Source organism: Syntrophomonas sp. (assembly GCF_028707975.1).
Lineage (GTDB): Bacteria > Bacillota > Syntrophomonadia > Syntrophomonadales > Syntrophomonadaceae > Syntrophomonas.
On sequence record NZ_JAQVZX010000002.1, the window covers coordinates 39,122 to 65,780 of the forward strand.

General features: G+C 47.6%; 30 protein-coding genes and 1 tRNA gene. 20 read left to right on the forward strand and 11 right to left on the reverse strand.

The features are described from left to right. Positions 1–13 precede the first annotated feature (13 nt). The 4 genes from PHP87_RS00570 (at position 14) to PHP87_RS00585 (ending at position 2,511) form a co-directional block, all read left to right on the forward strand. Complete coding sequence (locus PHP87_RS00570) at positions 14–646, forward strand: hypothetical protein (RefSeq protein ID WP_299917206.1); 633 nt, start codon at positions 14–16, stop codon at positions 644–646. Position 647: 1 nt separating this feature from the next. Further along, a complete protein-coding gene (locus PHP87_RS00575; RefSeq protein WP_299917207.1) occupies positions 648–1,265 on the forward strand; it encodes a hypothetical protein in 618 nt (205 codons plus the stop codon). 76 nt (positions 1,266–1,341) lie between these two features. After that, entirely contained in the window at positions 1,342–1,872 is a 531-nt protein-coding gene (locus tag PHP87_RS00580; RefSeq protein ID WP_299917208.1) for a hypothetical protein, read from the forward strand. Between the two features lie 138 nt (positions 1,873–2,010). Beyond that, positions 2,011–2,511, forward strand: coding sequence for a uroporphyrinogen decarboxylase family protein (locus PHP87_RS00585; protein WP_299917210.1), 501 nt, complete (start codon positions 2,011–2,013; stop codon positions 2,509–2,511). Here PHP87_RS00585 and PHP87_RS00590 read toward each other — a convergent pair. The 3 genes from PHP87_RS00590 to PHP87_RS00600 form a co-directional block, all read right to left on the reverse strand. Continuing rightward, positions 2,477–2,956 (reverse strand): hypothetical protein, encoded by a 480-nt coding sequence (locus PHP87_RS00590; RefSeq protein WP_299917212.1) that lies wholly within the window; start codon positions 2,954–2,956, stop codon positions 2,477–2,479. The genes PHP87_RS00585 and PHP87_RS00590 overlap by 35 nt on opposite strands. Positions 2,957–3,086: 130 nt before the next feature. After that, a complete protein-coding gene (locus tag PHP87_RS00595; RefSeq protein ID WP_299917214.1) occupies positions 3,087–4,079 on the reverse strand; it encodes a uroporphyrinogen decarboxylase family protein in 993 nt (330 codons plus the stop codon). Continuing rightward, on the reverse strand, positions 4,070–4,732 hold the full coding sequence (locus tag PHP87_RS00600; protein WP_299917216.1) for a B12-binding domain-containing protein: 663 nt from the start codon (positions 4,730–4,732) through the stop codon (positions 4,070–4,072). Before PHP87_RS00600 ends, PHP87_RS00595 begins: the two co-directional genes overlap by 10 nt. A gap of 169 nt (positions 4,733–4,901) precedes the next feature. Between PHP87_RS00600 and PHP87_RS00605 the strand changes: the two genes are divergently transcribed. The 8 genes from PHP87_RS00605 (at position 4,902) to murA (ending at position 11,716) form a co-directional block, all read left to right on the forward strand. Then, positions 4,902–5,105, forward strand: a complete 204-nt coding sequence (locus tag PHP87_RS00605; protein WP_299917219.1) for a TOBE domain-containing protein — start codon at positions 4,902–4,904, stop codon at positions 5,103–5,105. Positions 5,106–5,231: 126 nt separating this feature from the next. Then, positions 5,232–5,306: transfer RNA gene (locus PHP87_RS00610), tRNA-Gly, on the forward strand. 68 nt (positions 5,307–5,374) lie between these two features. Beyond that, positions 5,375–5,518 carry a six-cysteine ranthipeptide SCIFF gene (gene scfA, locus PHP87_RS00615; protein WP_299917220.1) on the forward strand — a complete coding sequence of 48 codons (144 nt, stop codon included), beginning with the start codon at positions 5,375–5,377 and terminating at the stop codon, positions 5,516–5,518. A 71-nt stretch (positions 5,519–5,589) separates the two neighbouring features. After that, positions 5,590–6,966: a thioether cross-link-forming SCIFF peptide maturase gene (scfB, locus tag PHP87_RS00620; protein WP_299917222.1), complete on the forward strand. Its 1,377-nt coding sequence runs from the start codon at positions 5,590–5,592 to the stop codon at positions 6,964–6,966. A gap of 209 nt (positions 6,967–7,175) precedes the next feature. Further along, the gene (locus PHP87_RS00625) at positions 7,176–8,516 is read left to right on the forward strand and encodes a peptidoglycan DD-metalloendopeptidase family protein (RefSeq protein ID WP_299917223.1); all 1,341 of its coding nucleotides are present in this window, start codon (positions 7,176–7,178) and stop codon (positions 8,514–8,516) included. A gap of 59 nt (positions 8,517–8,575) precedes the next feature. Continuing rightward, entirely contained in the window at positions 8,576–9,529 is a 954-nt protein-coding gene (gene trxB / locus PHP87_RS00630; RefSeq protein ID WP_299917225.1) for a thioredoxin-disulfide reductase, read from the forward strand. Between the two features lie 70 nt (positions 9,530–9,599). Beyond that, entirely contained in the window at positions 9,600–10,439 is an 840-nt protein-coding gene (locus PHP87_RS00635) for a peptidase MA family metallohydrolase (protein WP_299917227.1), read from the forward strand. Positions 10,440–10,456: 17 nt separating this feature from the next. Continuing rightward, entirely contained in the window at positions 10,457–11,716 is a 1,260-nt protein-coding gene (murA, locus tag PHP87_RS00640) for a UDP-N-acetylglucosamine 1-carboxyvinyltransferase (protein WP_299917234.1), read from the forward strand. Positions 11,717–11,816: 100 nt separating this feature from the next. Here murA and PHP87_RS00645 read toward each other — a convergent pair whose 3' ends face one another. Beyond that, complete coding sequence (locus tag PHP87_RS00645; RefSeq protein ID WP_299917236.1) at positions 11,817–12,218, reverse strand: Ig-like domain-containing protein; 402 nt, start codon at positions 12,216–12,218, stop codon at positions 11,817–11,819. 312 nt (positions 12,219–12,530) lie between these two features. Here PHP87_RS00645 and rlmH point away from each other — a divergent pair, with 312 nt between their 5' ends. Together rlmH and PHP87_RS00655 are read left to right on the forward strand one after the other, a co-directional pair. After that, positions 12,531–13,010: a 23S rRNA (pseudouridine(1915)-N(3))-methyltransferase RlmH gene (gene rlmH, locus PHP87_RS00650; RefSeq protein WP_299917238.1), complete on the forward strand. Its 480-nt coding sequence runs from the start codon at positions 12,531–12,533 to the stop codon at positions 13,008–13,010. A 369-nt stretch (positions 13,011–13,379) separates the two neighbouring features. Continuing rightward, a complete protein-coding gene (locus PHP87_RS00655) occupies positions 13,380–14,882 on the forward strand; it encodes a DUF499 domain-containing protein (RefSeq protein WP_299917240.1) in 1,503 nt (500 codons plus the stop codon). A gap of 143 nt (positions 14,883–15,025) precedes the next feature. Here the strand turns inward: PHP87_RS00655 and PHP87_RS00660 are convergent, their stop codons facing one another. Beyond that, positions 15,026–15,766 carry a type II toxin-antitoxin system prevent-host-death family antitoxin gene (locus PHP87_RS00660; protein WP_299917242.1) on the reverse strand — a complete coding sequence of 247 codons (741 nt, stop codon included), beginning with the start codon at positions 15,764–15,766 and terminating at the stop codon, positions 15,026–15,028. Between the two features lie 365 nt (positions 15,767–16,131). Here PHP87_RS00660 and PHP87_RS00665 point away from each other — a divergent pair, with 365 nt between their 5' ends. From PHP87_RS00665 to PHP87_RS00690, 6 genes are all read left to right on the forward strand, one after another. Further along, on the forward strand, positions 16,132–16,446 hold the full coding sequence (locus tag PHP87_RS00665; protein ID WP_276620129.1) for a YbjQ family protein: 315 nt from the start codon (positions 16,132–16,134) through the stop codon (positions 16,444–16,446). Positions 16,447–16,579: 133 nt separating this feature from the next. Then, on the forward strand, positions 16,580–16,714 hold the full coding sequence (locus tag PHP87_RS00670) for a CD1871A family CXXC motif-containing protein (RefSeq protein WP_299917245.1): 135 nt from the start codon (positions 16,580–16,582) through the stop codon (positions 16,712–16,714). Positions 16,715–16,989: 275 nt separating this feature from the next. After that, the gene (locus PHP87_RS00675; RefSeq protein WP_299917247.1) at positions 16,990–17,841 is read left to right on the forward strand and encodes a 4Fe-4S binding protein; all 852 of its coding nucleotides are present in this window, start codon (positions 16,990–16,992) and stop codon (positions 17,839–17,841) included. A gap of 165 nt (positions 17,842–18,006) precedes the next feature. Continuing rightward, the gene (locus tag PHP87_RS00680) at positions 18,007–18,264 is read left to right on the forward strand and encodes a hypothetical protein (RefSeq protein WP_276620125.1); all 258 of its coding nucleotides are present in this window, start codon (positions 18,007–18,009) and stop codon (positions 18,262–18,264) included. Positions 18,265–18,273: 9 nt separating this feature from the next. After that, on the forward strand, positions 18,274–18,570 hold the full coding sequence (locus tag PHP87_RS00685; RefSeq protein ID WP_299917251.1) for a peroxiredoxin: 297 nt from the start codon (positions 18,274–18,276) through the stop codon (positions 18,568–18,570). 155 nt (positions 18,571–18,725) lie between these two features. Then, entirely contained in the window at positions 18,726–20,480 is a 1,755-nt protein-coding gene (locus PHP87_RS00690; RefSeq protein ID WP_299917253.1) for a glutamine--tRNA ligase/YqeY domain fusion protein, read from the forward strand. 224 nt (positions 20,481–20,704) lie between these two features. Here the strand turns inward: PHP87_RS00690 and PHP87_RS00695 are convergent, their stop codons facing one another. The 6 genes from PHP87_RS00695 to PHP87_RS00720 form a co-directional block, all read right to left on the reverse strand. Next, the gene (locus PHP87_RS00695; RefSeq protein ID WP_061213018.1) at positions 20,705–20,932 is read right to left on the reverse strand and encodes a hypothetical protein; all 228 of its coding nucleotides are present in this window, start codon (positions 20,930–20,932) and stop codon (positions 20,705–20,707) included. Positions 20,933–21,537: 605 nt separating this feature from the next. After that, positions 21,538–22,113 (reverse strand): nitroreductase family protein, encoded by a 576-nt coding sequence (locus PHP87_RS00700; RefSeq protein ID WP_276620117.1) that lies wholly within the window; start codon positions 22,111–22,113, stop codon positions 21,538–21,540. Positions 22,114–22,257: 144 nt separating this feature from the next. Beyond that, complete coding sequence (locus PHP87_RS00705; protein WP_235811063.1) at positions 22,258–22,905, reverse strand: TetR/AcrR family transcriptional regulator; 648 nt, start codon at positions 22,903–22,905, stop codon at positions 22,258–22,260. 289 nt (positions 22,906–23,194) lie between these two features. After that, on the reverse strand, positions 23,195–24,379 hold the full coding sequence (locus PHP87_RS00710) for an ABC transporter permease (protein ID WP_061213021.1): 1,185 nt from the start codon (positions 24,377–24,379) through the stop codon (positions 23,195–23,197). After that, on the reverse strand, positions 24,376–25,110 hold the full coding sequence (locus PHP87_RS00715; RefSeq protein WP_299917266.1) for an ABC transporter ATP-binding protein: 735 nt from the start codon (positions 25,108–25,110) through the stop codon (positions 24,376–24,378). The genes PHP87_RS00710 and PHP87_RS00715 overlap by 4 nt, the downstream gene beginning before the upstream one ends. After that, positions 25,103–26,383: an efflux RND transporter periplasmic adaptor subunit gene (locus tag PHP87_RS00720; protein ID WP_299917268.1), complete on the reverse strand. Its 1,281-nt coding sequence runs from the start codon at positions 26,381–26,383 to the stop codon at positions 25,103–25,105. The genes PHP87_RS00715 and PHP87_RS00720 overlap by 8 nt, the downstream gene beginning before the upstream one ends. Positions 26,384–26,659: the final 276 nt, after the last annotated feature.

The following is a 26,659-nucleotide window of genomic DNA, read 5'->3' on the forward strand; positions in this document are numbered from 1 at the left end:
GAGGTATCGAAAGATGAAAGAAGTAAATTCCCCAGTCAATATAGGTTTTGTGTATTCTGGAATAAGCTATCAGAGTGGACTGCTGGATAAAGAAAAATATCAAAAGCAGTTAAACATTATTCCGGTTTGCTTGTTGGCAGATGTAGATCTGTTAAGTTATGATGCCCTGGTTTTCCCACGAGGCACCGATCAAGAGATGGTATTTGCCATTCAGCAAAAGATCAAAGATTTTCTTGATGCAGGAAAAATTCTGATTTCTTTTGGCGAAGTCACTAAACCATGGTTGCCAGCTTGCGAATGGGACGGGGTGATACCTGAGGATGATGGCCCCCTGGTAATTACTAAAGTACATCCAATTCTTCAAGGTTTGAGTGCTGACGACCTGCACTGGCATAAGGGAGTAACCGGTTGGTGCTGCCATGGTCATTTCAAAAAATCGCTCACTTCAGAAGTATTGGTGACCAACGAAATCGGAGATCCCATAGTATATGTCGATAGCGAATCAACCAAAGGCTTAATCTTAGCCTTGAGTCAATTAGATGCCGACTGCCATCTTTATCATGGAATTCCAGCTGCAGAGCTTCTATTTGATAATATTTTGGATTGGGTAAGGACAGAAGGCGAAAGAACGAGAGGAGTTGCTTAGTATGGGAAAAATCGCTGCAGTATATTCCGGAAGTCAATGGCAATATGATCTGTTTTATTCAGGAAAATACCGCCCTTATTTTGATACTGTAATTCATGCCTGCAATCTGCAAAAAGAATCCCTGTCCAATTGCGATGTGCTGGTAGTACCGCGCGAATCAAATCAAGAAATGCTGTTGTTGATAAAAAACGAAATCATTCAATTCCTTGATAATGGCGGCACAGTAATATCCTTTGGGGAAGTAACCAGGCCCTGGCTTCCCAAATGTACATGGGAAGATAAAAACCCTCGGTTTATGTATGATGGTAAGAGCAGGTGGGATAAGGGTGAACTGGACGGTAAGCCCTATAAAATGATGATTCCTAAACATCCTTTATTTAAGGGCTTGGAGATAGAAGACCTGCAATGGCATTTTCATGGAATGTTTCATGCCGCCGATAATACCGATGTCTTATTAAAATACGGGGAGGAAGGAGACATAATCTACCTGGATGCAAAAAATTTTAAGGGAAGGATTCTAGCCACAACCCTCGACCCTGAGGTTCATGCAGGGTATGGAGTTGTTAAAAAGACTCAAAAATTTCTTGACAATGTTCTAAATTGGGCTCGTACAATATAGCTTTATCCAGACAATTAGCCAACAATAGCAGATTTTTGGCTGAGCAATAATGAAGCACAGCAAGGAGATATGTGTAATGAATAGTTTTAATATTAAGGACAGAAATGTTGCTTTAAACATTTCTTATGATGATATGATCAAATATCACGGACGTTACTACATTGGTGGCGTAGCTATAGCTTATAAAGTTCTGGAACTGGCATTTGCCAAATTGACACCGGGGGAGATTCCTGCACGAGAAAAAATCAGCTTTGCATCAGCGATGGGATTGGCTGGAATGGGGGTAATTGACGCGGTAGAGATGATAACCAGAACCTGGACTAGAGGCAAATTTATTGCAGATGCTGGTCTAGTACCAAGGATTCCTGCCCCTGACCTTCCTAATGGAGGCAAGTATTATTATGAGTTAGTTTACGATGGGACTAAAATTGCCATTGCTTTGAAAGATGGACTTATTCCCGAAGAATTCATGATTCTATCGAGAAAAGCAACTGCCCAAACAATTACTGAAGAGGAAGCAATAAGACTCCAAGAAGTTAAGGAAGATCTGGCTTCCACACTTATGGCAAATAAAGCCGAGGATCTTTTTAATTGGGTAATTGTATGAGTCAATGTCATCTATCTAGAACAAACTGGGTGCAGATTAATTGCTTTTTCCTGGGCAATCATAAAAGGGCTAATCCTTTAGGATGGAAGGTATAATACAACTATTTGAGCTCTGGTCGGGAGAAGGGGAGGTGAAAATATGACGGTTAGCGGAATCGATTTTATTTGCGCGGGAAGAGATACGCTTGAAATACCCGGGGAAGTATTGAGAACCGGGGGATTTAATTTTCCCGAGATTCATAACAGCTGCGAAGAAATGGCGAGGCTGGCAAGGAAGATCAAACAGCATAGTAAAAACACCATTTGCATGCTGCCGTTCTGTTTGACGGTGGAGTCTGAAGCGCTTGGTGCCCATGTGAATCTCGGCAATGAAAAGGCAGGACCCCGGATTAGCACTTTTTCCAATAACAGCATTGAAGAGCTTAAAGAAATAGGAATGATGGATTTTGCCTCCGGCAGGATCAAGGAGGTGCTTGATGCGGTTGAGGCTTTGAGCCAATCCGGGGAAATCGTGGCTCTCAATGTGGGGGGGCCGTTTACGGTAATAACTTCTCTTGTAGATCCAATGATCTTCTACAAAGCAATCAAAAAGAACAGGGAAGATGTTAAATATGTACTAAAAATAAGGGCAGATATTTGAGAGGATTGAGCATAAGCTCGCTTTTCGGCAATAGGCTGGTACGCAGGCCCCAGTATACCGGCAGCAGGGACCAAAGCACAATCAATGCGATAAGAGCAGGGTTAAAGAACTTGTAATCCTTGTTTATGTAGGTAACCGGGAAATCATTGTAGATGGGAATGGTTATATAGTGATCCTTGTACTTGAAAAGATCTTTGGTACTAATGTCCTCAAAAAAATCACTTGTAAAATGATCATTTAGAGGCTCACACCAGCCAGCCGCCCCGAATTTTCTGACCCAATCCCAGTCCATAATCTGGAGATCTACTTTGATTCCGCTTGGAGAAAATTCATACCAGGGCGGGAGGAGAACGGTGATGCGGATGCCCGCCAATTTGTTAGCACCGGCTTCTTTTGCAGGGTCGGCCTGATTGTCTTTTGTGCCGCAACCGGTAAAACATAGCATGGAATGTGAGACTTCTATTCCTTTTTAATCTTAAACCCTCCTGTTCTTATTTTGTGGTTGAACAAATGCAAATGATAGTATCCTGCATAGATAGATTAATCAAATTCTGTTCAAGTGTTATTGCTAAAGCTTACAAATTGCTGAAACAAGTCCGGGATGCTTCCATGGCGGCTCGGATATTGTCCAGCGGGGTGTCGGGAGTGCAGTCGCAGCCGAAGGAAAACAGGTAATTGGGCCGGCCTTTCATACTGCGCAGGAGCTCCAGGGTGCGCTCCCGAACCTGGCCGGGGGAAAGCTCCCGCAAGACATGGATGGGATCGAGATTGCCGAGCACAACCATATCCTCAGGAACCATTGCCATTACCGCTGGGAGGTCCATAACCTGATCCAGGCTCAAGCCCTCAGCCCCACAGTTGAGCATCTGCGGCAAGAGCAAGCTGGTATCCCCGCAGATGTGCAGCACCTTCCAAACATCCGGGCCCAGGCTGTTGTATATCTCCCGGAGATTGCCGGCCACCATCTTTTCAAAACGCGCGGGAGATAAAATAACTGCGGTCGGTTCGCAAATACATAAGAATTTTGTACCCATATTGACTGTAGCTCGAACATATTCACCTACGACCCGGGTCGTAAAATCCAGGACTTTTTCTACAAAATCCGGATTGCGGATAATCGCCCGCACAAAGTCCGTGGCTCCAACCAACTCAACGGCCAGCGTAAAAGGTCCCTGAACTGATAGTGCCAGGGGCTTATCAATCCGGCTGGCAATGAGCTCAAGGGCTTCCAGGTGAAGGGGCATGCGCCCATCTGTATAGGGATTGAGGACATGAAGCAATTCCAGGTCCGGGATGCTTTTAACTGGATTCTCCAAAACACTGGGGAAGTCAAAATCCGGTTTGAGCAAGGGGAGACCCAGGGTATCGACAAAAATAACCCCGTCATCCATGGGATACGTAAAATCGGCATCGAACTCCTGATCCATCCGCAGGGCTATTTCCAACTGTTTTTGCGGAGAAAGATAGACATCATACAGGGTGCATCCACAAAGACGCAAACCGGCCGTGGCCATCCAGGGAAAGTTAAGATAGCGGTCTCTTCCGGAAATGTAATCAATCAGTCGCATCGCGTTTCTCCTTTTCGCTCCATCAGCTGCCGGGCCATCTTTACCGCTGCCGGGGCATTGGCTGCGTAAGCATCAGCTCCGATCGAATCCGCAAAAGACTTGGAAATGGGTGCTCCTCCCACCATGCAATAAGGTCGTTGCCCCTCACCATTTTTTCTAAGCTTCTCGATAACAATCTTCATTTCTTCCATAGTGGTAGTCATAAGTGACGACATGGCAACGATGTCAGCGTCAACCTGCAAAGCTCGATCTACAAATTGCGCTGCGGGTACATTGCGGCCCAGATCATGAATTTCAAAACCGGCTGACTCCAACAGCATTGCAACGATATTTTTGCCGATGTCATGGGTGTCGCCTTCTACTACACCGATTACGATTCGCCCCTTTGGTTCCGGTGCTTTAGTGACAGCCGTTTTTAAAACCTCCAGACCTTTGTACATGGTGTCAGCACAGACCACAACTTCAGGAATAAAATATTCATTGCTGTCAAATAGCTCGCCCACTTTGGCCATTCCCTGTGAAAGTCCATTTTCGATGGCATCTTCGGCACTTATTCCAGCCTGTAACGCCAATCTTGAGATCCTTACAGCATCCTCTTCGTCCATCACCACTACCGCCTGGGCCAGTGCCTCCAGAATTTCCTCCCGCTTCATGTCTTTATCCCCTTTTTTAACCGTAAATACACCGAGCTATTATCAATATTAATTCTCGTTATAGATAAATTTACCTGCATACTAATCATAATATTATGTTATATGTCTTTAGCCAATTTTGTGGTAAATGTTAAATACTAGTATAATAGTGTCAAAAGGGGGTGAAAATATGCAGGCAGGGGTACGCAATAAATTAAGCGGCAGCATAATAGAAATAAAAACAGGCGATATAATGTCCGAAGTTGTAATCCAAGTAGGGGATAATCAAATTACCTCAGTAATGACTACCGATTCACTGCTACAGGTAGACTTTAAAGAAGGGGATACGGCAACTGCTTTGATTAAAGCTATTAATGTAGTATTGGTGAAGTAAATATCAATCGTATTAAAGCCTCCGCGCCTCGGACGGAGGCTTTTTTATCGGGATGCATCAGTGCATTTAAAACTTCTGTCAAAACTTCTGTCAAATTTAATTTCAATAGTGTATAATGACGTTGATGCGGGAGTAGCTCAGTGGTAGAGCACCGGCTTCCCAAGCCGGGTGTCGAGGGTTCGAACCCCTTTTCCCGCTCCAATTATTTAACGCAAGCGATGATTTCTGCTACCTGATATTTTTCTTTTACATAGGGGGAGGTTAGAACTATGAAGAAGCATCTGGTGACAGTGGTAAAGCCGGTTTTTTGCCGAGAGCAGGAGGAAACAAATTGCCGCGAATGCGCTACTTCCTGCCAGTCGGCCTGTAAGACTTCTTGTACAGTAGGCAATCAGCATTGTAAGAAACAGTAGTCCTGGCGAAAGGGGCGAAAGCCCCTTTTTTTATGCCCGGAAACGGGAGATAGCATGGGGGAGGAAAACACTTGCGGAGTTTGAGGGAATATGATTTTGCGGCAGGTATTCATTTGTACCGCTATAAAGAACAGAATATCCTGTTGGATGTAAACTCGGGGGCTATTCACTTGCTGGATGAGCTGGCCTATCAGCTGCTGGAAAAACTGGCCGTTCTTCAGGGTGATTGGGAGAGGGCTTTAGCTGAGCTGGAAGCGGAGTTCCCGGCAGAAGAGATTGCTGAGGCTGCCCAGGAAATTGAAGATGCCTGGGAAAGCGGCAGCCTGTTCAGTGAATTTGCAATTCCCTTAGTGGAGCTTTCCCGGTTATCTGTAAAAGCTTTATGTCTTAATATGGCTCACTCCTGTAATATGAAGTGCAGCTATTGTTTTGCCAGCCAGGGCAATTTTGGGCAAAGACCAGCATTGATGTCGCTGGAAACGGCCCAAAAGGCCCTGGATTTTTTATTGGAGCAAAGTGGGGAAAGGCAAAACCTGGAGGTGGACTTTTTCGGTGGTGAGCCTTTGCTGGTCTTTCCGGTTATTAAGGAATTGGTGGCCTATGCCCGGGAAAGGGAACAGGAAACAGGCAAAAGATTTAGTTTTACCCTGACCACTAACTGTCTCTTGCTTAACGAAGAGGTGCAGGAGTTTGTCATTGATCATAGTATCGGGCTAATAATGAGCCTGGATGGCCGGAAAGAAACCCACGACCGGCACCGGCTTATCCATAACGGACAGGGGAGCTATGAGCTGGTTTTACCAAAAATACGAGAAATGCTGGCGAAAGAACCGGTCAGCTATTATGTCCGCGGTACCTTCACCCGGGACAACCTGGACTTTAGCGAGGACTTGCGCCATATGCTGGAACTGGGTTTTACCTGTGTTTCGCTGGAACCGGCGGTGGGAGCGGACAACCCTCTGGCTATTAGCCATGACGATTTGCCCCGGGTACTAAAGGAGTACGACCGCCTGACGGATATCTTGCTGGAATACCGGGAACCAGGGCAGGATATTCATTTTTTCCATTATAACCTGGACCTGCAGAAAGGCCCTTGCCTGGCTAAACGAGTCACCGGTTGCGGCGCCGGAATCGAGTATCTGGTAGTAACCCCGGAAGGGGATCTCTATCCCTGTCACCAATTTGTGGGGGAACCCCGTTTTTTCATGGGTAATATAGAAAATGCTGAAATAGACCACTCGGTTCGCCACATCTTTGAAGATAACCAACTGGTTAATAAAGAGTGCCGAAATTGCTGGGCTCGGTATTTCTGTGGGGGCGGTTGCCATGCCGGGGCTTATTTTCAGGGTGATATAAGCAAACCTCATGAAGTTAGCTGTATTATGCATAAAAAGAGAATCGAAGGGGCTATTTATCTAGATTTGTTTAAAAAGTTGCCTTTAATATAAATATTTTTAAATATTTCGACATCTTCTCACGGACAACAAAATATGCCTAAGATGCCAAGGCCACATACAATATATTGTGGAAGGGAGCCCTGGAAATCAGGCCAGTAAATCCCGCCGGGAGAAAAAAAGGGTAAAAAAGCAGGAATTTATAGCCGATTGGTCGAAGCAATAGCAAGATAAAAAAGAAAAATATTAATTGGAGATTTAAAATGTGGAAATTTTTGCAGCAGTATCGCCGTTACACGCCCTTGGGACTGATTTTAGGTGGACTTATTTTCCTTTTTGTGATGTCCTCACTGGGAGTGCAGATGCCAGCTTATTCAGTCTATATTGACCAGCAGGAAAAGTTCCAAACCGATGACCCCGAGGCGGTTAATCTGGCGCTGGTACATATAATAGCTCAGGAAAGAAACCGATGTCAGCAGGACATAGACCTGGTTAACCAGGTGGAAATAGAAAAGGTTTTTGCCAACCGGGAGAATATTATTCCGGCGGAAGAAGTGGAAAAAGAGCTTCGTAAAAACCTGCAGTTTGAAGCCCAGGCCACCGCCATTGTGGTAGATGGCCAGGCTATAGCTTCACTTAAAAGTCGGGAACTGGCGCAAAAAATATTGAACAATTTAAAAAGGGAATATTCCTGGCTGGATGAGGGGGAAGAACTGCTGGAAGTTACCTTTGCGGAAAAGGTAGAATTGCGAGATACCAAAGTGCCTTCCCAGGAGATAATTGAACCCCCACAGGCTTATCAATTGATTAAGATTGGCACTAATAATCCGGAGAAATACCTGGTTAAAGAGGGGGATTCCCTCTGGTTGATAGCCCGGCGCAATGATATGTATGTTAATGATATTGTGGTGGCCAACAACCTGAATTCCGACAAGCTATCTCTGGGACAGGAATTACTGCTGGTTAAAAGCAAGCCCTATATAACGGTAATGACTCAGGTTAAAGGGGAAAGAGTGGAGGCCATTCCTTTCCAGACCAAGGTGGTAGTGGACACCGCAGCCGGTACTGCGGTGCGGGTCAAACAGGAGGGTAAAAACGGGGAGAAACAAGTGGTTTATCAGGCTACCAAGCTCAATGGCGTACTCCAGCAAAAGGATGTAAAAAGCGAAAAGATTTTGCAGGCAGCTGTGGATAAGATAATTATCAAAGGCAATCGGGTAGTACAAGTTGCTTCCCGTTCCGGCTCAGGAAATCTGGAATGGCCTAGCTATGGCCCAATCACCCAGTATTATCGCGGAGGAGGCCATACGGGATTAGATATTGGAGCTCGTAGTGGGACCAGTATAAGAGCCGCGGATGCCGGTTATGTAACTTCGGCCTGCTATCAAGGAGGATATGGTAAGTTCATTGTTATCAACCACAATAATGGTCTGGTCACCCGCTATGCACATTGTTCCAGTATAGCAGTATCTGAAGGACAGAGTGTTTCCCGGGGAGAAGTGATTGGTGCAGTGGGTTCCACCGGGAGAAGTTCCGGTCCTCACCTGCATTTTGAAGTACTGTCCGGTGGGTCTTTTCAAAATCCGTTGAACTACTTGCCTTAAGAAGGCTTGTACCCTGACCGTAAGGGTCGGGGTTTTTATTTTTTAGGGGGGTAATAGCTATGAATGATGTGGCAATAATGCGGGTAAAAGAACCGTCCCCATGCCCGTATGATGTGGTGATAATTGGCAGCGGTCCCGCCGGTTTAACGGCAGCTATTTATACCAGCCGGGCCAAATTAAAAACCCTGGTATTGGAATCATCGGTTTTTGGCGGCAATGCGGCTTTAATCGATCATATTGATAATTATCCGGGATTTCCCTTTGGCATAAGTGGGGCAGATTTAATGGAGAACTTTCGGCTTCAGGCGGAACGATTCGGGGCTGAACTCCGCATGGAGGAAGTTATAGATTTGCAAAATGCGTCTGGAGCAATAAAAACAGTGGTAACAAATATGCAAGAATACCAGACCAAAAGCGTAATTATAGCTATGGGAGCGAAGCGCCGGGAACTGGAGGTAGATGGAGAGAAGGAATACCTGGGGCGCGGCGTTTCTTACTGTGCCACCTGCGATGGAGCTTTTTTTCAAGGGACCTCGGTAGCGGTTGTCGGGGGTGGAGACTCGGCAGTAAAAGAAGCATTATATCTGGCCGGAATTGCCTCCAAGGTTTATCTTATTCACCGTAGAGAAGGCTTTAGAGCCAACCAGACAGCCCTGGAGAAAATGATGAATAACGAGAAGATAGAACTCAGATTAAACCGGGTGGTAAAACAGGTAGAAGGCGATGCCCTGATGAAAAGCCTACTGCTAAAGAATCTAAAAACCGGGGAAGAGGAAAGGCTGGAGGTAGAAGGGCTTTTCGTTAGCATAGGACTGGTAGCAGGAACTGAGCTGCTTGGCGGCATGCTGGAGAGCAGGGAGGGGTACATAGTAACCGATGATAATATGATGAGCTCTATTCCCGGAATTTTTGCCGCCGGTGATGTACGCGCCAAAAAGGAACGGCAGGTGGCAACCGCCGTTGGGGAAGGAGCTCTGGCAGGAATAGCCGTAAGTGAGTATTTGCAGGAATAGAAACCACTATTTGCTTGCCCCTCTGCCATCAAGCCCATAGTATAATGAGGCTCAGAGAGGAGAGGGGGAAATGTGGGGAATAAAGTCGGTTGATGCTGGCAAGGGTCTTATTTTGCTTCTCCTGCTGGCCTTGCTGCTTACGCTGCTGATAAATAAGCATGGCTATGGCATCATGCGCGTAATGGTAGGACAAGAAGTCAAGTTAAAGACCGCCGGGTTTGAAAAGTTACAAAGCGAACATTTTGATATCAGATACATGGCCCAAGATAGTGCTCATATAGAAATGATTGCCCAGGTATCAGAAGAAGCCTATTCGGCTGTAGTGGAAAAATTTGGCCGGGAACCGGCCGGAAAAACCATAGTGGTGGTTTATCCTGATACCGCCAGCCTGGCCGGTAGTATTGGCTGGAACCGGAATGAGAGTGCTATGGGAGTATACTGGGCAGGTTCCATCCGTATCCTGTCGCCGGGTGAGTGGATAAAAGGCGATGAACTGGAGAAACAGTTCAAACAGGAAGGACCCATGGTACACGAGTTTACCCACCTGATGGTTGACGAAATCACGAAGGGGAACTATAATCGCTGGTGGACAGAGGGAATTGCCCAGTATTTAGAGAAGAAGATCACAGGCTTTGAATTTGCTGACCCTTTTGCCCGGGGGAGAGAATTGGAGTATTATGAACTTTTGACCCTGGAGCAAAAATTTGATGAAGTTGATCAACAGATTGCTTATTGGGAATCTTTGCAGGCAGTACAGTATATAGTTGATATATATGGGGAAGAAAAGTTGTTTGCGGTATTGGCGGAGCAAGGAAAGGGGAGCAGCCTGAACACTGCTCTGGAAATTTGCCTGGGAACAAGTTACCAGGGATTTGAGCAAGGATTTTACCAGTACTTGCAAAAGAAATAAGGCGAGAGGTGTAGTTCTTGAAAGACTGTTTAATTATCGAGGGAGGGCATCCCTTGAATGGCCGGGTTCGGGTAAGCGGCGCTAAAAATGCCGGACTGGTATTACTGGTAGCCAGTACATTGGCTGATGGAGAGACTATACTGGATAACATGCCCCGGATAAGGGATGTTGAAGTGATGGTGCAGATTCTCAATGGGCTTGGGGTTAATGCGCGTTGGAATGAGGATGGAAGTCTGTCTATCTGCCCGCCGCCACTGGGCAGCATGAAGGTCAAAACCTCATATGAATTATCCAAAAAATTAAGAGCTTCTAACTTGTTATTGGGTGCACTACTGGGTCGGGAAAGGGAAGCAGTTATTTCCTTGCCGGGAGGTTGCGATATCGGCTCGCGGCCTATGGATTTGCATATAAAAGGGATTCAAGCCCTGGGAGCAGAAGTGGATATAGAACACGGTTTTATTTATGCCCGCAGCAAAACGCCGTCGGGAGCTCGGGTATACCTGGATTTCCCCAGCGTAGGGGCCACCGAAAACATAATGATGATGGCCTCCCGCACACCAGGACAGAGCGTGATCGAGAATGCGGCCAAAGAGCCGGAAATCGTGGATTTGGCTAACTTCCTCAATTCCATGGGGGCCCGGATTCGGGGAGCCGGAACTGATCTGATAAAAGTTGAAGGAGTACCGGAACTCAAGGCCTGTCGTTATGCTATTATTCCTGACCGGATTGAAGCCGGGACTTATATGGTGGGGGCAGCTATTTCCGGGGGAGATGTGCAAGTGGAAAATGTAATCCCTACCCATCTTCATCCTATAGTGGCCAAGTTGCAGGAAACCGGAGCTATGGTAGAAGAGACCGACCAGGGCGTACGGGTGAGAGCGGGCCGGCAGGTTCTACCGGTAGACATTAAAACCTTACCCTATCCAGGATTCCCTACCGACATGCAGTCCCAGATGATGGCCTTGCTGTCTCTGGCGGAGGGTTCCAGCGTCATAGTAGAGAATGTTTTTGAGAACCGTTTTCAAATTGTGGATGAACTGAAGCGTATGGGTGCGAGTATACAGGTGGAGGGACATACCGCCGTGGTAAGAGGGGTGAAAACCCTTTTTGGGGCTCGGGTCAAAGCCACCGACCTGCGGGCTGGAGCTGGCCTTATCCTGGGAGCACTGGCTGCTCGGGGAGAAACCACCATCGAAAATGCCATTCATATTTTTCGGGGTTATGAGAACATTGAAGAAAAGCTCAGCCAACTTGGGGCCCAAGTAAAAACGAAATAGAAGGTGAATCAAAGCACCCTTTCGCTTTGTCACGCTACCAAGAAGGGAGGAATGAAATGCGTTTAACATTTCACTCCTCCCTTATGTTTTGGCAAAAAGTTTATTCCTGCACTACCACTGTTGGTGTAACCGCCGCTTTTTTCCCGGTGGTAAAGGAAATTACCACAGATTTACCTAGTTTTTCTCCGGCTTTGGAGGCGAGATCAGCCAGTATTACTACAGTGTATTTGGTGTTGGGTGCCAGAGCGTTAACCGGTTTGACATAGATATTCCGGCGCTTGCTAAAATCTACGGTATCGGGAATCCTCCTTACCCGGATAGCAATTCTTTCACTTCCTTTAAACATTCTTATTTGTTTGCGATTATTACTCCAAACCAGGTCGTTCACTACATTCTTATCAAAAACCAGTTTAATTTCTTTGAGGCGGGTAGAAACATTACGCGCCCCATTGGCCGGCACTGAAGAAACAAAGTTTAATGGTTTTTGTCCAGGTACAGCCATTAATATTCCCCCTTTTGGTGAACATATTACCAATGCTGGTTTATACTATGGGAAATGACCAGAAAGTGTTCAGTAAAGAGAGCAGGAAATATATGTTTATCCGATGACTAACTCGCTCTAAGACTCCCGCCTCTATAGGCAGGAGTAAGAGCGACTAAGTCCCTGGATAAGTGCGACTAAGCTTCAGATGGAGTTAAAACTCCACCTGAAGCAAGTCTTACTTTATACAACCATTAGATGATATAGTGCAGAGCAGGAAAATCCTTTATCCAACCCAGAACACTGGAAGCAAGCTGCGAGGAGGAATACTATTTGAAATACCGCATTATTTCCGTGGGAAAGATTCGTGAGCCCTTTTATTTGGAGGGAGTTAGGGAATATTTGAAACGGCTGGGTGCTTACACCAGCATTGAGCTTATCGATGGGTTGGAAGAAAAGATAGGCCCCCGGGCCGGAGAAAAAGAGGTTCAAGCCATCCTGCAAAAAGAAGCGGAAAAAATCAAGAGATGGCTCGATAAAGATGAAATCCTGGTGGTGCTGGACCTGGAAGGCCAAGTTCGTAGTTCGGAAGAAATAGCCCGGCAACTGGAGAAATGGAATGCTTCCGGGAAAAGCCGGGTCACTTTCCTGCTCGGTGCTGCCCATGGCCTGGCCAACGAAATAAAGCAACAGGCCCAGGAAACCATCTCTCTTTCAAGAATGACCTTTCCCCACCAGATGGCAGTGCTAATCCTTGCCGAGCAAATCTACCGGGGCTTCAAGATTTTAAAGGGTGAACCGTATCATAAGTAGCATTGGGCGGCGGAGGACGGAAGACGGAAGGGGAGGAGTGATTGCTCGTCCGGCGTCTAACCAACTTTTATCGGTGGTTGCGGTCCTCGGCTATGGGGGGTAGAGTGGTTTTAGGAAAGGAAGCCGAAGGGATTTTGGCAGAAAAATAATGGAAACATATTATAAGACGGAAGGAATTACCCAAATATAAGAAGAATTAAATAAAATAAGCCTTTTTACCAGGAGAAAGTATTGTTTGTCTTAGTGTAGTCCAGAATCTTGATAAGATTCATGATTCCTTATCCGGATCAGTTTGATTAATTGATAAATATTTGCGGATACCAGGCGGTGTTGTGAACAGGAAAAAATTAATACTGGGGGGATAATATGTTGTCCATACTGGAAACCTGCCAGCCACGACCGGAGATTCTGGCAGGAACCTTTAATCCGGAAGTTTTTACCGTATCACTGAGCCCGATTATTAAGTATTATGCACAGGGTGGTAGCGGGGTTGACAACGTCTATACCAATGCCAGCCTTTTTTTCAAAGATGCCACTTATCCTACCCAGGGGTTAAAGCAGGCATTAAGCGAAGTCTTTGCTCGTCTCAGTGGTGATATGACCGTCCCGGCCATACATCGGCTGGAAACCGCTTTTGGCGGAGGTAAAACCCACACCCTGATTGCCTGTACCCATATAGCCTATCAGGGCACTAATTTGGCTGCAGATGTGGCCGGGATTATAGATGAATCGCTACTTCCAAGCCCAGGGTCAGTAAATGTAGTGGGCATAGCCGGAGATGAAATACCCGTACATAAACCACAGGGGGATCGTCTCATACCCTATACCCTGTGGGGGGAGATCGCCTACCAGATCGGTGGGGAGACCCTGTACAAAGAAGTTGAGGCGGAAGCTGCCTCCCACGCTGCCCCGGGGCTACCTTATTTAGAAAGGGTTTTTAGCGGTAGACGGGTACTTATTATGTTGGATGAGTTAGCTCAATATGCCGCCCGCTTGGAAGCAGCCCATCCGGAAGGAGCACAACAATTAGCCGCCTTTCTAATGTCCTTAATCGGTTATGCCCGAAATAATCCAGGCATCGCTGTCATACTCACATTAGCCAGTGCGGCGGACGCCTTTGCCCGGCAAACCGCCCAGCTGGCGCTATTGATTAGTCAGGTCAAGGGCGAAGAGGTCAGCGAGGATGCCGCATTAGGTTTAGGGGAGCAGGCGGTTAAAGGGATAAGCAGTGTGGTGGCCCGCGATGCCGTACAGGTGACTCCGGTTCAGGCGGCTGAAATATCCTCGGTCTTTGCCAAACGGCTCTTTATATCGGTTGACCGCGAGGCAGCGCACATTACGGCTGACGAATACCTGCAGCTCTATAAACGCAACCAGCACAGTCTGCCCGAGGAAGCCAGCAGTGATAATATGAATAAACGCATACGGGCCAATTATCCATTTCATCCTACACTGGTTGATTTCCTTACCCACAAACTGACCAGTGCCGAGAACTTCCAAGGGACCCGGGGCGTCTTGCGGGTTCTGGCCCTGGTGGTGCGCAACCTGTGGTTGGAACAGGCTGCGGTGCCGATGATTCATGCCTGTCACCTGGATATGCGTTCGGATCGGGTGGTGAACGAACTGCTGGGCCGCACGGGCAGCTCCAATCTAATGTTTATTTTGAATGCCGATGTGGGCAGCATTGATACGCAAGACCTGGAGGGCGGACGCAGCAACGCCCAACAGGCTGATGTCAGGAATCCCCATCCAGCTGGGTATCCCCTCTATGAATATACCTGGAAGACGGTTTTTTTGCATAGCCTGGTAGGCAGGAACGAGGGGTTGAATTCCAACCTCTTTGGTATTAGTGAAGCGGGAGCGTGGGCCTAGGCGCGATCTTACTGTGGCTACCATGTTGCGCCGCTTGCAGGCGGAAGCGGATAAACGACAACGGGAATTGTAAGAATTAGTACAGTCGATAAAAGATGCAAATTACCCAACTGCTTAAGCTGCGAGCCGGCGTTTAAGGTTATTTATTTCAGGATTTGGTCGAGCTCGGCTGATAATCCCGGGAAGATAAATGATTGCGCGGTTTCGGATTTCCGGTAGGTGATGTTGTCGATGATATTTTGGTCTTCAAAAAGATAAACGCTTACTTCTTTGTTTAACGGGTTTACGATCCAGTACTCCCTCACCCCGCAGGACATATAAAGGTCGAGCTTTTTTATCAAATCCTTGCTGCGGGTTCCGGCCGACAATATTTCCACGACCAGGGAAGGGACCCCCATGTAATAATCGTTTTCATTCAGGTTTTCCTCCAAATCGCAGATTACCATGATATCGGGCTGGACAACATTGATATTTTCCGGGTTTCGTCTGAGAGTAATGTCATAAGGGGCGATCATAGGGGTGCACTTTTTCCCCTGAAACCAGTTGTAAAAAAGAACAAGGATTTCGGTCAAAGCCTTTTGATGCGCGGTTTTGGGTGAGGCCAGCAGGTAGATTTCACCGTCAATGTATTCGTATCTTTCTTCGGAATTCTGGCTCAGTTCCAAAAACTCCTCGTAGGAAGCCTTTCTCCCGCCATAACGGTATTCTTCCGCCCTCTCCCTTATGGTGGCAGCGGTTTCCGGGTCGTACTCTGCCGGTACATCGCTTAAGGCCGATAATTTTGCTATCTCCGTACCGTTCCGGGTAATGATGATGTCTTCCCGGGCCGCCAGCATCAGATATTTTCCGAAGTTGTTTTGTAGTTCCGTTGAGTTGACTTTCACAGCGTCATCTCCTTTGTTAGCTAGTTTAGCTAAATTAGCTAATACGAGCATAACTTATGGGGGGAGCCGTGTCAAAGTAATTTATTCATCCGATGACTAACTCGCTCTAAGACTCCCGCCTCTATAGGCAGGAGTAAGAGCGACTAAGCCCCTGGATAAGTGCGGCTAAGCTTCAGATGGAGTTAAAACTCCATCTGAGGCAAGTCTTACTTTATTGCTAGCATCATGCTCGGCTGGTCAGTTTACTTTCGGTTCAATACAAAAAAGTCACGAAAGCAAGATATTTGCCTTCAGTATAATATGTGGTCCTTTTGTCGAAGGTATTTATGATAATATTGAGTAAATCAAGAAGGAGGTAGTGAGCGATGATTATGACCACAACCCCGAACATCGAGGGGCAAAGGATACTTGAATACCTGGGCCTGGTAACCGGAGAAGCAATCATGGGCGCCAATGTAGTCAGGGACATTTTTGCCAGTATTACAGATATTGTGGGAGGACGATCCGGGGCCTATGAGAGTAAGCTGGGTGATGCGCGCCGCATTGCCATAGGGGAGATGCAGGAACAGGCGCGCCGTCTGGGGGCCAATGCCGTGGTTGGAATTGACATTGATTACGAGGTTATTCGCGATGGGATGTTGATGGTGGCCGCCAGCGGAACCGCGGTGAAGACGGCTTAAATGAAATGCCCGTGGGGGCAATGCCGTGGGCTCGAGGAAAAAAATATTCATGAGAAGTACTGCCAGTTGAAGAGCATAGAGCATAGGATAAGAAATATTGAGGATAGGGAATTCTCAGTATGGGGGAATGAGCTTGAGACATAGAAAAGTGACCCAATCACTAATCTTCGCCGGTCTTGTGGCCCTGATTTACGGGCTCTGGCGTGGTGAGGCGGGACAGGTTTTCCTTAAAGGGGCCCGCATCTGCCTGGAATGCATAGGCCTATAATATTAGCCCGCTGCCAGGCAATTAGTTGTTAAACCCTCCATACCCAGAGGACACAAGCACTGACTATCAACCCCCCATGACCGAGGGGTACAACTGATGAAAAGTGAGTTTTTAGGTATTTGGAATAGTATGATGTAGTAAAAAAACCTTAACCCCTTACTTCCTAACCCGTCACTTTTCTTATCAACATATTGGTGAATGCTACAAACCTAGCGTAAGAATGCAAGCGGGTATGAGCGGGGTTTCTGGAGGATGGGAAGGAGCGATGCTTGCTGATGGATACCCGCCGTCTGGTGCAATGGTTCTCCGCTATTATCTCCAATGCTTATTTCAAGGGATTTGCCAGCTTGAGTATATATCAGGGAGTGGGTAAGAGAGTCTGCGTGCCGGTCTTAAATTGCTATTCCTGTCCCGGTGCTCTGGGTTCCTGCCCGGTGGGTTCCATGCAATCCCTCCTGGGGGGGTACAAGCAGCAGTTCTCCTTTTATGTAGCGGGTTTATTAACTGTGGTCGGCGCGGCCAGCGGGCGTTTGGCCTGTGGCTGGCTTTGTCCTTTCGGCCTGGTTCAGGAGCTACTGGCCCGGTTTTCCCAGCGCAAGTTTCATTTGCCAGAGCTAGTAAAAAAATTAAAATATCTGGTCTTACTTTTAACCGTAGTGCTTCCGGTTCTGTGGGTCAATCAAGCCGGGCTGGGGAGTCCTTATTTCTGCAAGTTTATCTGTCCGGCTGGAACATTGGAGGCTGGGCTTCCTCTGGGTTTGGGGCGGCCGGAATTGCGGGCTCTCCTGGGGAGTCTTTTTGCCTGGAAAGCGGCGGTTTTATTTTTGATTTTGTTTCTGTCTATTATATATTTTCGCCCCTTTTGCCGCAGCCTTTGCCCGTTGGGGGCTTATTATGCTTTGTTTAACCGGGTTAGCTGGTGGCGCCTGGAAATTAACCCCGAAGACTGTATTGATTGCGGTTGCTGCAGCCAGGTCTGCCCGGTAGAGATAAATGTGCGGGAAGACCCGAACAGCCCGGAATGCATCCGTTGCCTGCGCTGCAGAGACAACTGCCCGGGCCGGGCTATAAGTTTTGGTCGCAGGGATGAAGCGTTGCTGGCAAGAATGGAGTGGCCGGAGAGATAAGCTGACCGGACGCTTATCCTATTCCTCAACACTTATTTTTATCAGAAGGCGAAAAAGATAAGCCGATGGTAAACTGGTACCGCTATTAATCCCCCAGAAATACAGATTAAAAAGAAAATGCTTTATTTTTGGTGTCTGTTCGTTTATGAAAGGAAGCTTATTAACATGAGAAGAAAAGTTTTTACCCTCTTGACGCTTATCTTCATATTTTGTTTCTCGCTGCTATCTCTTGGCGGGTGCGGGAACTCAAGCCCGGGGCCGACCGGTGAGCAGCAGGAGGAACTGCCAAAGGATAAAGAGGGGAAGAGCCAGGAGGAGGCTCCGGCTTTTACCCTGTCTCAATTGGGGAGCGGGGAAGAGACGGATTTCCCGCTTGATTTCCGGGGGCAAAAGATCCTGCTTACATTCTTCTCTTTGGGATGACCCGGCTGTGTGGACGAAGTGCTGCAGTTGCAGCCATTAATCAAGGAGTGGAGTCAAAAAGACAACTTCCAGGTGGTCTTGGTTAGTTCTGATGCAGCCGAGGATATGCAGGCTTTTCTGGAGGAGAACCCGCTGGAGGCAGTTAGCGTGTTAATGGACCCAGGGGGTGAAGCGGGCAGAATCTACCGGATTCAGTTCCTGCCTACCAGCTTTTTGCTTAACGAAGAGGGGCAAATCGAGCAGTCCTTGGTAGGCTGGGATAGCAAAAAGGGTCCGACCAGGCTGGAGGAATGGTTGAAAAGTTGATTGGCGGGTGAGCAGGGGATATAATTGTAAAGAGCGCTCTGGTTGAAACTGCCCTGCAGTTTCTTCCGATGCTTAAAGTTAATGAGAAATATACACAGGCAAGCTGTTCCGGATAGGGTAGAGCAGGGAGGCCTTTTTGAGGGAGGATGCTGCAGATGGAAGATAAAAGCAATATCAAGGAAAATAAGGAGAAGACTCCGGCGGCGGAAAATATTTCTGCCCTGCCGGTTAATTTCATCCAAAATATCATCAGCGAAGACTTGAAGGCAGGCAAGAACGGGGGCCGGGTACATACGCGCTTTCCTCCCGAGCCCAACGGCTACCTCCATATCGGACATGCCAAGTCCATTTGCCTGAATTTCGGCCTGGCGGCGGCCAATGGGGGCATTACCAACCTGCGCTTTGATGATACCAACCCCAGCAAGGAAGAGCTGGAATATGTGGAATCAATTCAAGAAGATGTCCGCTGGCTGGGGTTTGATTGGGAGGACCGCCTTTTCTATGCTTCCGATTACTTTGAAGACCTTTACCAGTATGCAATCGGCCTGATAAAAGCCGGCAAGGCTTATGTCTGTGATTTGAGTGCCCAGGAAATCAGAGACTACCGGGGTACGCTGACGGAAGCGGGCAAAGAAAGCCCTTACCGCAATCGTTCGGTGGAAGAAAACCTGGAGCTTTTTGCCCGTATGCGGTCGGGGGAATTCGCTGATGGTTCCCGCGTGCTTCGCGCCCGTATAGACATGGCTTCGCCCAACTTGAATATGCGCGACCCGGTACTCTACCGAATTTTGCGCGCCACCCATCATCGCAGCGGGGACAATTGGTGCATCTATCCCATGTATGATTATGCCCATCCCCTCTCCGATGCTTTTGAAAATATAACCCATTCGGTCTGTACGCTGGAATTTGCCGACCACCGGCCTCTATATGACTGGGTCTTGGATGCGCTGCCCTTGGAAGCATACCCGCGGAAAGTCGAGGGACGTCCGCAGCAGATTGAATTTGCCCGTCTTAACTTGAGCTACACGGTTATGAGCAAGCGCAAGCTCCGGGAACTGGTGGAAGAGGGTTATGTTGAGGGTTGGGACGACCCGCGCATGCCGACTATTTCCGGGCTGCGGCGGCGGGGCTACACGGCGGAATCCATACGCGACTTCTGCGAGCGCATCGGTGTGGCCAAAAGGAACAGCATGGTGGATATTGCTCTTCTGGAACATTGCATCCGGGAGGATTTAAATATCCGGGCACCCCGGATAATGGCCGTGCTCCGGCCTTTGCGGGTGATAATAGACAACTATCCCGCGGGACAGGTGGAATGGCTGGAAACAGAGAATAACCAGGAGAATCCGGCCATGGGCAGCCGGCAAATACCCTTTTCCCGGGAAATATATATCGAGCAGGAAGACTTTATGGAAGACCCGCCGAAGAAATTCTTCCGCCTGCGGCCAGGCGGGGAGATCCGGCTGAAAAGCGCCTACATTATTAAGTGTGAAGAAGTGATAAAGGACGAAAGAACTGGGGAAATAATCGAGCTGCACTGCAGTTATGACCCGGATTCCCGCAGCGGCGGCCCCAACAGCGGTCGCAAGGTCAAAGGGACTTCCCACTGGGTGTCTGCTGCTCATGCCGTAGCGGCTGAAGTCCGGCTTTACGAGCAGCTCTTTTTGCACGAAAATCCGGACGAAATAGAAGGGGATTATAAGGAGCAATTGAACCCTGATTCGCTGCTGCGATTATCCTCCTGTATGCTGGAGCCCAGTATCAGGGAGGCGGCTCCGGGAAGCCGCTTCCAGTTCCTGCGCCAGGGTTATTTCTATATTGATCCCGTTGATTCCAAGGAGGGGCGATTGTTTATAAACCGCATTGTCTCCCTGCGCGACTCCTGGGCCAAAGCGCAAAAAAAGATGTAGAGGCGGGTACAGTAAGTCAGGGGACGCTTCTTCGACAAAAAATAAAGAGCTCAGCAAAACCCTGGATAGGGTGGAGCTGAGCTTAATATCTCAGATAACAAACCCCTGTTTATGGTTTTTATGATAGACTGAGCCTTAATTAAGCTGGCAGGATAAGGGACATAGTATATTACCGCTTGCAGCGGCATCCATCGGAGCAGTTCCCTGGTATTCAATATATTGTATTATTCAGGGTTGGGAACGATCAACGTGCCCTCGTGGATTAAAGCATCTATGAGTGCGTCAAATAGGTCATCTTCATTGGCGAAACTAAAATAGACATCTACCCACTTGGTCTGGTTGGGTGAAAACTTATCCCGTAAATCAAACGGAATTTCTACGCTCCAATTATCATCGACTTCAAGCTTCTGTAATACCGGAATTATTACTTTGTGGTTATCTGTTTTGCTCATAGCAACCTTCCTTTCATTCCTTTCAGTCCAAGCGACTCAATAATTTTGCCTATTATCAAAACGTCCGGATTATATAAAATTTAATTTTCACCCCCTTCTAGTCCCTTTCCGAATAAGATCAGCCTCAAGGTACAAGCAATATAACAAGGGCAGAATTATGTCAATATAGAACACTTGACGTTGACAGCAATCCGTAGATATAAAGTATCTTCATTTCTTGCAGATATTGATTCCGCTGCAAAAAGTAATAATTATGCGTTCGCTTGCGTAAATATTCCGCTCCAGCGTCCTTAATAGCGACCGAAGGGAGCATCAGTTGTGCCCGACAGGGCGCTACGCATGGGCAACACCTACGGCTTATCTCGCGGCTCAAGGGGTACCGTGCTAATCTCCCGTCCATGGGAGGCAACCTTAATAGTGACACCCTCCAGGGTGGAACACCAGGCGTACCCGAAGGGTGAAGCGCTCTCGCGGCCTCCTGTCGCTCGCCCCCTTTCGCCTGTTCGCCTTCGCCGGGTGTTGCATCCATGCTTCGCCAACGCTCGCTTTGTATATTTATGCAACCCTTATGCAACAAAAAGGGGTTTTTGCAGTAGAACCATAATTCAGATTATTACATACCTGCCTTCCTTTCTTTGGGGAGCTTTTGGTGTGTGGGCAGGATAGCCGAAAGTTACAGCTGCAATAAACTCACCATGTTCAGCTGCATATTTGCGGCGTAATTCTTCATCCATTCCCGCGCGCATGGGCGCAGTCATCCAGCAGGAACCGATGCCCATGTCATAGGCCGCTAAGAGCATATTCTGGACTGCGGCGCTTACGCCCTCAATGACACTTTTCTTGTCAGGATAATCTTGTTTTAACATAAAGGCGAGAATGCAACACTGTGCGCCCCCCAGGCTTTTTAGAAATACCTTTGTTTCGGCGATAGTCGCAGGGTGATTGGCAAAACGTTCATTTAGCACAGGTTCAAATTCATCATATACATCGCTCATGAAAGTACGGAATTCTTCAAGTTTTTCCGTACTCTTAATCACGACAAAGTACCATGGTTGAAGATCTATGGCCGAGGGAGCATATAAGCCGGCTGTAATTATGTCCTGAACATCCGAGTCGTTTAAGGATTGGTCTGTATACCTTCGCACACTTCTTCTACCGATAATGGCATCTTTTGTTTCCATAATCATCCTCCCCGAAATAGTTTGATACCGCAGCTGCAGATGTAACATAAACCAACTAACCCATATGCCAGCCTACATCCCAGCTATGGCTCTGAATGTACGTACGTTCACTCAAGAAAACAAACAACCCTTTTACCGTCTTGTTCAGAATTCTTCTGGCTTTTTTAATAATCCTTTAGCCAGTGTTTCATGGAAAGATACGACCATTTCAATCATCTCTTGTTTTGATATGGTCTTTAGAACGACCCACTTATACAAAAGGAATTTCTCCGTAGCCAGGATAGAATGAGCCAGGGGGGAAATCCAAACTTTATTAAAAACACCTTTCTGTATACCAAACTCGATATTATTTGAATAGAATTCAATTAATTTATCTTCAAATTGCTTTATACATTGATCAATAGGGTCACTTGCTCCTGCAACTCTGCTATATATTTCCGACAGGGCTTCGTTTTCGGCAAATAATTCCATGGTAATTCGCTTGGTCTCAACAAATCTTTTATAAAGGTCTTGTTCTTTTGTCCAGTATTCAGAGAATTGTTTAATAATTCGTTCGGCAAACTCTTCTAAAAGCGCCTTTAAGACATCTTCCTTGTCAATGAAGTAGTTATAAAATGTGCCTGTTCCGAAACCCGATCTGGCAATAATGTCGCGAATGGCCGTATTATAATAACCCTTCTCGACAAACAGATGCATTGCGCATTCCAGGAATATTTGGCGTTTTTCTTTGTCTTGCTTGAATTCAGGTAGTGGCACTTCCACCCCTCCTTTAGTGAGTGTACGTACGTTCACCAAAAGTATAACTCCATTCTCTTTAGTAGTCAAGAGAAAAAGTGCGGAAATGCAGTTGGCTTAAACAGGATAAGCTGTAGCTTGGGCAGAATGTGGGAGGATATCCCTACGCGGCTCCTGAGCCAAAGCGCAAAAAAAGCATAGAGGCGGGCACAGTTAGCCAGGAGACGCTTCTTCGACAAAAAAATAAAGAGCTCAGCAAAACCGTGGAGAGGGTGGAGCTGAGCTTAATATCTGGCAGATAACAAACCACTGTTTATGGTTTTTATGATAGATTGAGCTTTTCGAATTAATCTCTCCTCAGGGCTTCGATGGGGTCCATTTTGGAGGCTTTATTGGCCGGGTAAATGCCGAAGAACAGGCCGACCGCTACGGAAAACCCCACGGCCAGCAATACCGTCCATCCGGAAACCAGCGGCGGCCACTTGGCCAGCCGGGCTACCAGCAAAGCCCCGCCATATCCCAGAATTATGCCAATGAACCCCCCCAGGAGGCAGAGGACAATTGATTCAATGATAAATTGCACCAGGATGTCCTTGCGGCGGGCGCCCAGGGCCATTCTAATGCCTATTTCGCGGGTGCGCTCGGTTACTGATACCAGCATTATGTTCATTACCCCGATTCCCCCCACCAGCAAGGATATGCCTGCTATACAGCCGATAATAAGGGTCATAATCCCCGTTACTTTGTTAGCCGACTCCATCTCCTGTTCCAGACTGTAGGCATAGTAATGATTGGGGGCATGATGCCTTCTTTCCAGGATCTTCTTGCTCAGGTTCATGGCTGCTTCGACCTCTTCTTTGCTGCTGGCGCTGCCCTGCAATTCATGGATTACTTCCCAGCCGTTAAGCCGGCTTAAAAATGACCAGGGCAGATAGGCTATTTGCTGGGAATTAAAGCCCAGCATGGAACTGTCGCTTTTTATTACCCCCACTACTACTGCCGAATTGCTCATGAGCATTACCTTTTTACCCACCGGGTTGCCAGGCCCAAAAAGCTTTAAGGCGGTTCTTTCATCAAGCACAATAACCCTTCTGCCTACTGCCGCATCATCATCACGGATGAACCTGCCCCAGACGGTTTCCAGGTTTCTAACCTGGGCATAGTCGGCAGTGGTGCCTATCACCTGTACGGATTTATGGCCCTTGCTGCCCCTTAACTGCATCTGGCCATAGCTTGCCGGAGCCAGGTATTTCACCTGGGGGACATTTTCCTTGATAACTGTTATATCATTAATCTGCAGGTCGTCCAGGCGGAAGCTTTCACCATCCCGGTAATTTACCCAGATGCCGAACATATTGGTGCCGAATTTCTCCATTTCCTGCATCAACATGGCCCGGCCGCCCTGCCCGATGCCCACCACGGCAATTACCGCGGCAATGCCGATAACAATTCCCAGGGTGGTAAGAAAGGATCTTAGTTTATTGCTTTTTATACTCTCAATGGCGACCAGAATCAGTTCCCCGATATTCATGCCCTGCCCCCCTTTTCCCGGAGTGCCTGGATTTCGTTATGGGCATCAAGGGGCCGGGCTATTTCCTCATCGTTTATTATCAAGCCGTCAGCCATACGAAGTATGCGCCGGGAGTGCCGGGCAATGTTTAATTCGTGAGTAACCAGAACTATGGTGGTTCCCTGGCGGTTTAATTCTTGAAATATGCTCATTATCTCCAGGCCGGTCTGGCTATCCAGGGCTCCGGTAGGCTCGTCAGCCAGGATTATGGCCGGGTTGTTGATCAGAGCCCGGGCGATGGCCACCCGCTGGTTCTGCCCCCCGGACAATTCATTGGGAAAATGATGCAGCCGGTCTTCCAGGCCCAGTAGGGTCAAGACTTCCAGCGCTCTCTTCCGGCGCTCTTCGTGCTTTGTGCCTGCATAAAGCATGGATAACTCTACATTTTTCAAGGCAGTCAAACGCGGCAGGAGATTAAAAGCTTGAAAAACAAAACCGATTTTGCGATTTCTTAAGCGGGCATAGTCGTTATCATCTAGATGGGACACATCTATACCATCCAGTAGGTAACTCCCCTTGCTGGGACGGTCCAACAAGCCCAGCAGGTTCATCATGGTGGATTTTCCTGAACCAGACGCTCCGGTAATAGCCACAAACTCGCCCGAGGCAATCTCCAGGGTGATTCCTTTTAATGCCGGCACCGTAAAGGCTCCGGTAGAATAGGTCTTGCAGAGATTATTTATCTTAATCATTGGCAGCACCTGTTGGTTGGGCCATAACCTTCTGCCCCGGCTTTATACTGGAAGGGGGGTTGATTATTACCTTGTTACCTGCTTTGAGTCCTGATGTTACAATATCCCTCAGCTCATTACCCATTCTGCTTTTAATCTTGCGCTCCCGGGCCACTCCGTTTTCAACCAGGTAAACGCTTTTCTTGCCATCACGCTCCATGATGGCTTCAACTGGTATAGCCAGAACCTGTTTTTCTTGGCGCAAGCTAATGCTAAGATCAACAGTATAGCCGATCTTGAGTTCCTCAGTTTTACCCTGCAACTGTATGGTAACGGGTACACTAACCGTTTCTCCGCTGTTGCTTTTCTGGATAATGGCCGCTGCTCCCACCCGGGATACCTTGCCGTGAAATTCCCGCCCGGGTAAAGCCAGGCAGCTTATCCTGACCTCCTGTCCTATTTCCAGGCTGCCGGCATCGATTTCATTTACTGTTGCCGTAACTTCGAGCAGGTCTTCGCTGCCCAGTTCCATTACCGGAGTGCCTTCCAGTACCCGGTTGCCCTCCTTGGCGTTAACGCTGGTAACCACCCCATCAAAAGCAGCCACAAAGGTAGCCAGATCCAGCCGCTCTTTAGCTTGCTCCACTTCCTGCTGCGCCAGTTCCGCCTGCGCTTTTAAAGAGGCCTTCTCCCGGCTGGCAGCCTTCTGTTCCAGTTTGATTCTGGCTTCATTATACAGGGCATGGGCTTTAGCTTCTTCCGCCCGGGCCGACTCCTGCTCTTCAATATTTACGGCACCCGCTTTATATAATTGTTCTATGCGTTCCAGGTGATTTTTTGCTTTCTGGTATTGGGCTTCAGCCTCTTTCAGCTTTAGCTCATCGTTTACCGCCTCCGCTTTAGCCAGTTCGGCCTCTTTGGCGGCCAGGAGAGCCAGGGAGTTCTTATACTTGCGGGCCAGTTCCAGGCTGTCCAAACGCCCTAAAACATCACCCTCTTTAACCCGGTCCCCGGCTTTAACCTTGAGCTCCATCAAGGTGCTGTCGACCGGGGTAAAGAAGTCCTGTCGCTTAACAGCCTCCAAACGGCCGTTGCTGACCACCGTCCTTTCGATATCCTCTAATTGTACGGTGGTCATCTCTACCGGCAAGGGCTTTTCTCCCCTGCTGGCCATGAATGTCCCCAGGGCAATCAGCAATACCAGCGTTATGCCTATAATCCATTTCTTTCGGGTCGAGATATTCTTGATTTTTGTTTTCCATTTAGAATCCGTTCCCTCTAACTCCAACTTCACAAGCTTAACCTCCATCTGTGCTACTCGATTTTTTTGTAATCATGAAGTCCCCCGGTTATTTTATTCCAGGGAAAAAAACGTCATGTCTTTATCTACGATAAATTTATGCCGAGCTTACAGGATATTTTAAATATTGGAATTGGGCATAAAGGAGGCCGATACCGGTGCAGAATAAGAGCAAACCCATGGAAAAGGTACCTATCCGCCATTGTCTCATGGCAATTCCTCCTCTCTTTCTTCATTAAGCTTATCGCTGGGAGTATTCTCGATTACTAT

Excerpts from the sequence above, each read along its gene's own strand:
- PHP87_RS00580 (WP_299917208.1), top strand. The coding sequence starts at position 1,342 with ATGAATAGTTTTAATATTAAGGACAGAAATGTTGCTTTAAACATTTCT.
- PHP87_RS00605 (WP_299917219.1), top strand. The coding sequence starts at position 4,902 with ATGCAGGCAGGGGTACGCAATAAATTAAGCGGCAGCATAATAGAAATA.
- PHP87_RS00585 (WP_299917210.1), top strand. The coding sequence starts at position 2,011 with ATGACGGTTAGCGGAATCGATTTTATTTGCGCGGGAAGAGATACGCTT.
- PHP87_RS00570 (WP_299917206.1), top strand. The coding sequence starts at position 14 with ATGAAAGAAGTAAATTCCCCAGTCAATATAGGTTTTGTGTATTCTGGA.
- PHP87_RS00590 (WP_299917212.1), bottom strand. The coding sequence starts at position 2,956 with ATGCTATGTTTTACCGGTTGCGGCACAAAAGACAATCAGGCCGACCCT.
- PHP87_RS00645 (WP_299917236.1), bottom strand. The coding sequence starts at position 12,218 with ATGGCTGTACCTGGACAAAAACCATTAAACTTTGTTTCTTCAGTGCCG.
- PHP87_RS00710 (WP_061213021.1), bottom strand. The coding sequence starts at position 24,379 with ATGAATATCGGGGAACTGATTCTGGTCGCCATTGAGAGTATAAAAAGC.
- PHP87_RS00600 (WP_299917216.1), bottom strand. The coding sequence starts at position 4,732 with ATGAAGCGGGAGGAAATTCTGGAGGCACTGGCCCAGGCGGTAGTGGTG.
- PHP87_RS00715 (WP_299917266.1), bottom strand. The coding sequence starts at position 25,110 with ATGATTAAGATAAATAATCTCTGCAAGACCTATTCTACCGGAGCCTTT.
- scfA (WP_299917220.1), top strand. The coding sequence starts at position 5,375 with ATGAAGAAGCATCTGGTGACAGTGGTAAAGCCGGTTTTTTGCCGAGAG.
- PHP87_RS00665 (WP_276620129.1), top strand. The coding sequence starts at position 16,132 with ATGATTATGACCACAACCCCGAACATCGAGGGGCAAAGGATACTTGAA.
- PHP87_RS00700 (WP_276620117.1), bottom strand. The coding sequence starts at position 22,113 with ATGGAAACAAAAGATGCCATTATCGGTAGAAGAAGTGTGCGAAGGTAT.
- PHP87_RS00675 (WP_299917247.1), top strand. The coding sequence starts at position 16,990 with ATGGATACCCGCCGTCTGGTGCAATGGTTCTCCGCTATTATCTCCAAT.
- PHP87_RS00695 (WP_061213018.1), bottom strand. The coding sequence starts at position 20,932 with ATGAGCAAAACAGATAACCACAAAGTAATAATTCCGGTATTACAGAAG.
- PHP87_RS00690 (WP_299917253.1), top strand. The coding sequence starts at position 18,726 with ATGGAAGATAAAAGCAATATCAAGGAAAATAAGGAGAAGACTCCGGCG.
- PHP87_RS00595 (WP_299917214.1), bottom strand. The coding sequence starts at position 4,079 with ATGCGACTGATTGATTACATTTCCGGAAGAGACCGCTATCTTAACTTT.
- PHP87_RS00680 (WP_276620125.1), top strand. The coding sequence starts at position 18,007 with ATGAGAAGAAAAGTTTTTACCCTCTTGACGCTTATCTTCATATTTTGT.
- PHP87_RS00635 (WP_299917227.1), top strand. The coding sequence starts at position 9,600 with ATGTGGGGAATAAAGTCGGTTGATGCTGGCAAGGGTCTTATTTTGCTT.
- trxB (WP_299917225.1), top strand. The coding sequence starts at position 8,576 with ATGAATGATGTGGCAATAATGCGGGTAAAAGAACCGTCCCCATGCCCG.
- PHP87_RS00625 (WP_299917223.1), top strand. The coding sequence starts at position 7,176 with ATGTGGAAATTTTTGCAGCAGTATCGCCGTTACACGCCCTTGGGACTG.
- PHP87_RS00575 (WP_299917207.1), top strand. The coding sequence starts at position 648 with ATGGGAAAAATCGCTGCAGTATATTCCGGAAGTCAATGGCAATATGAT.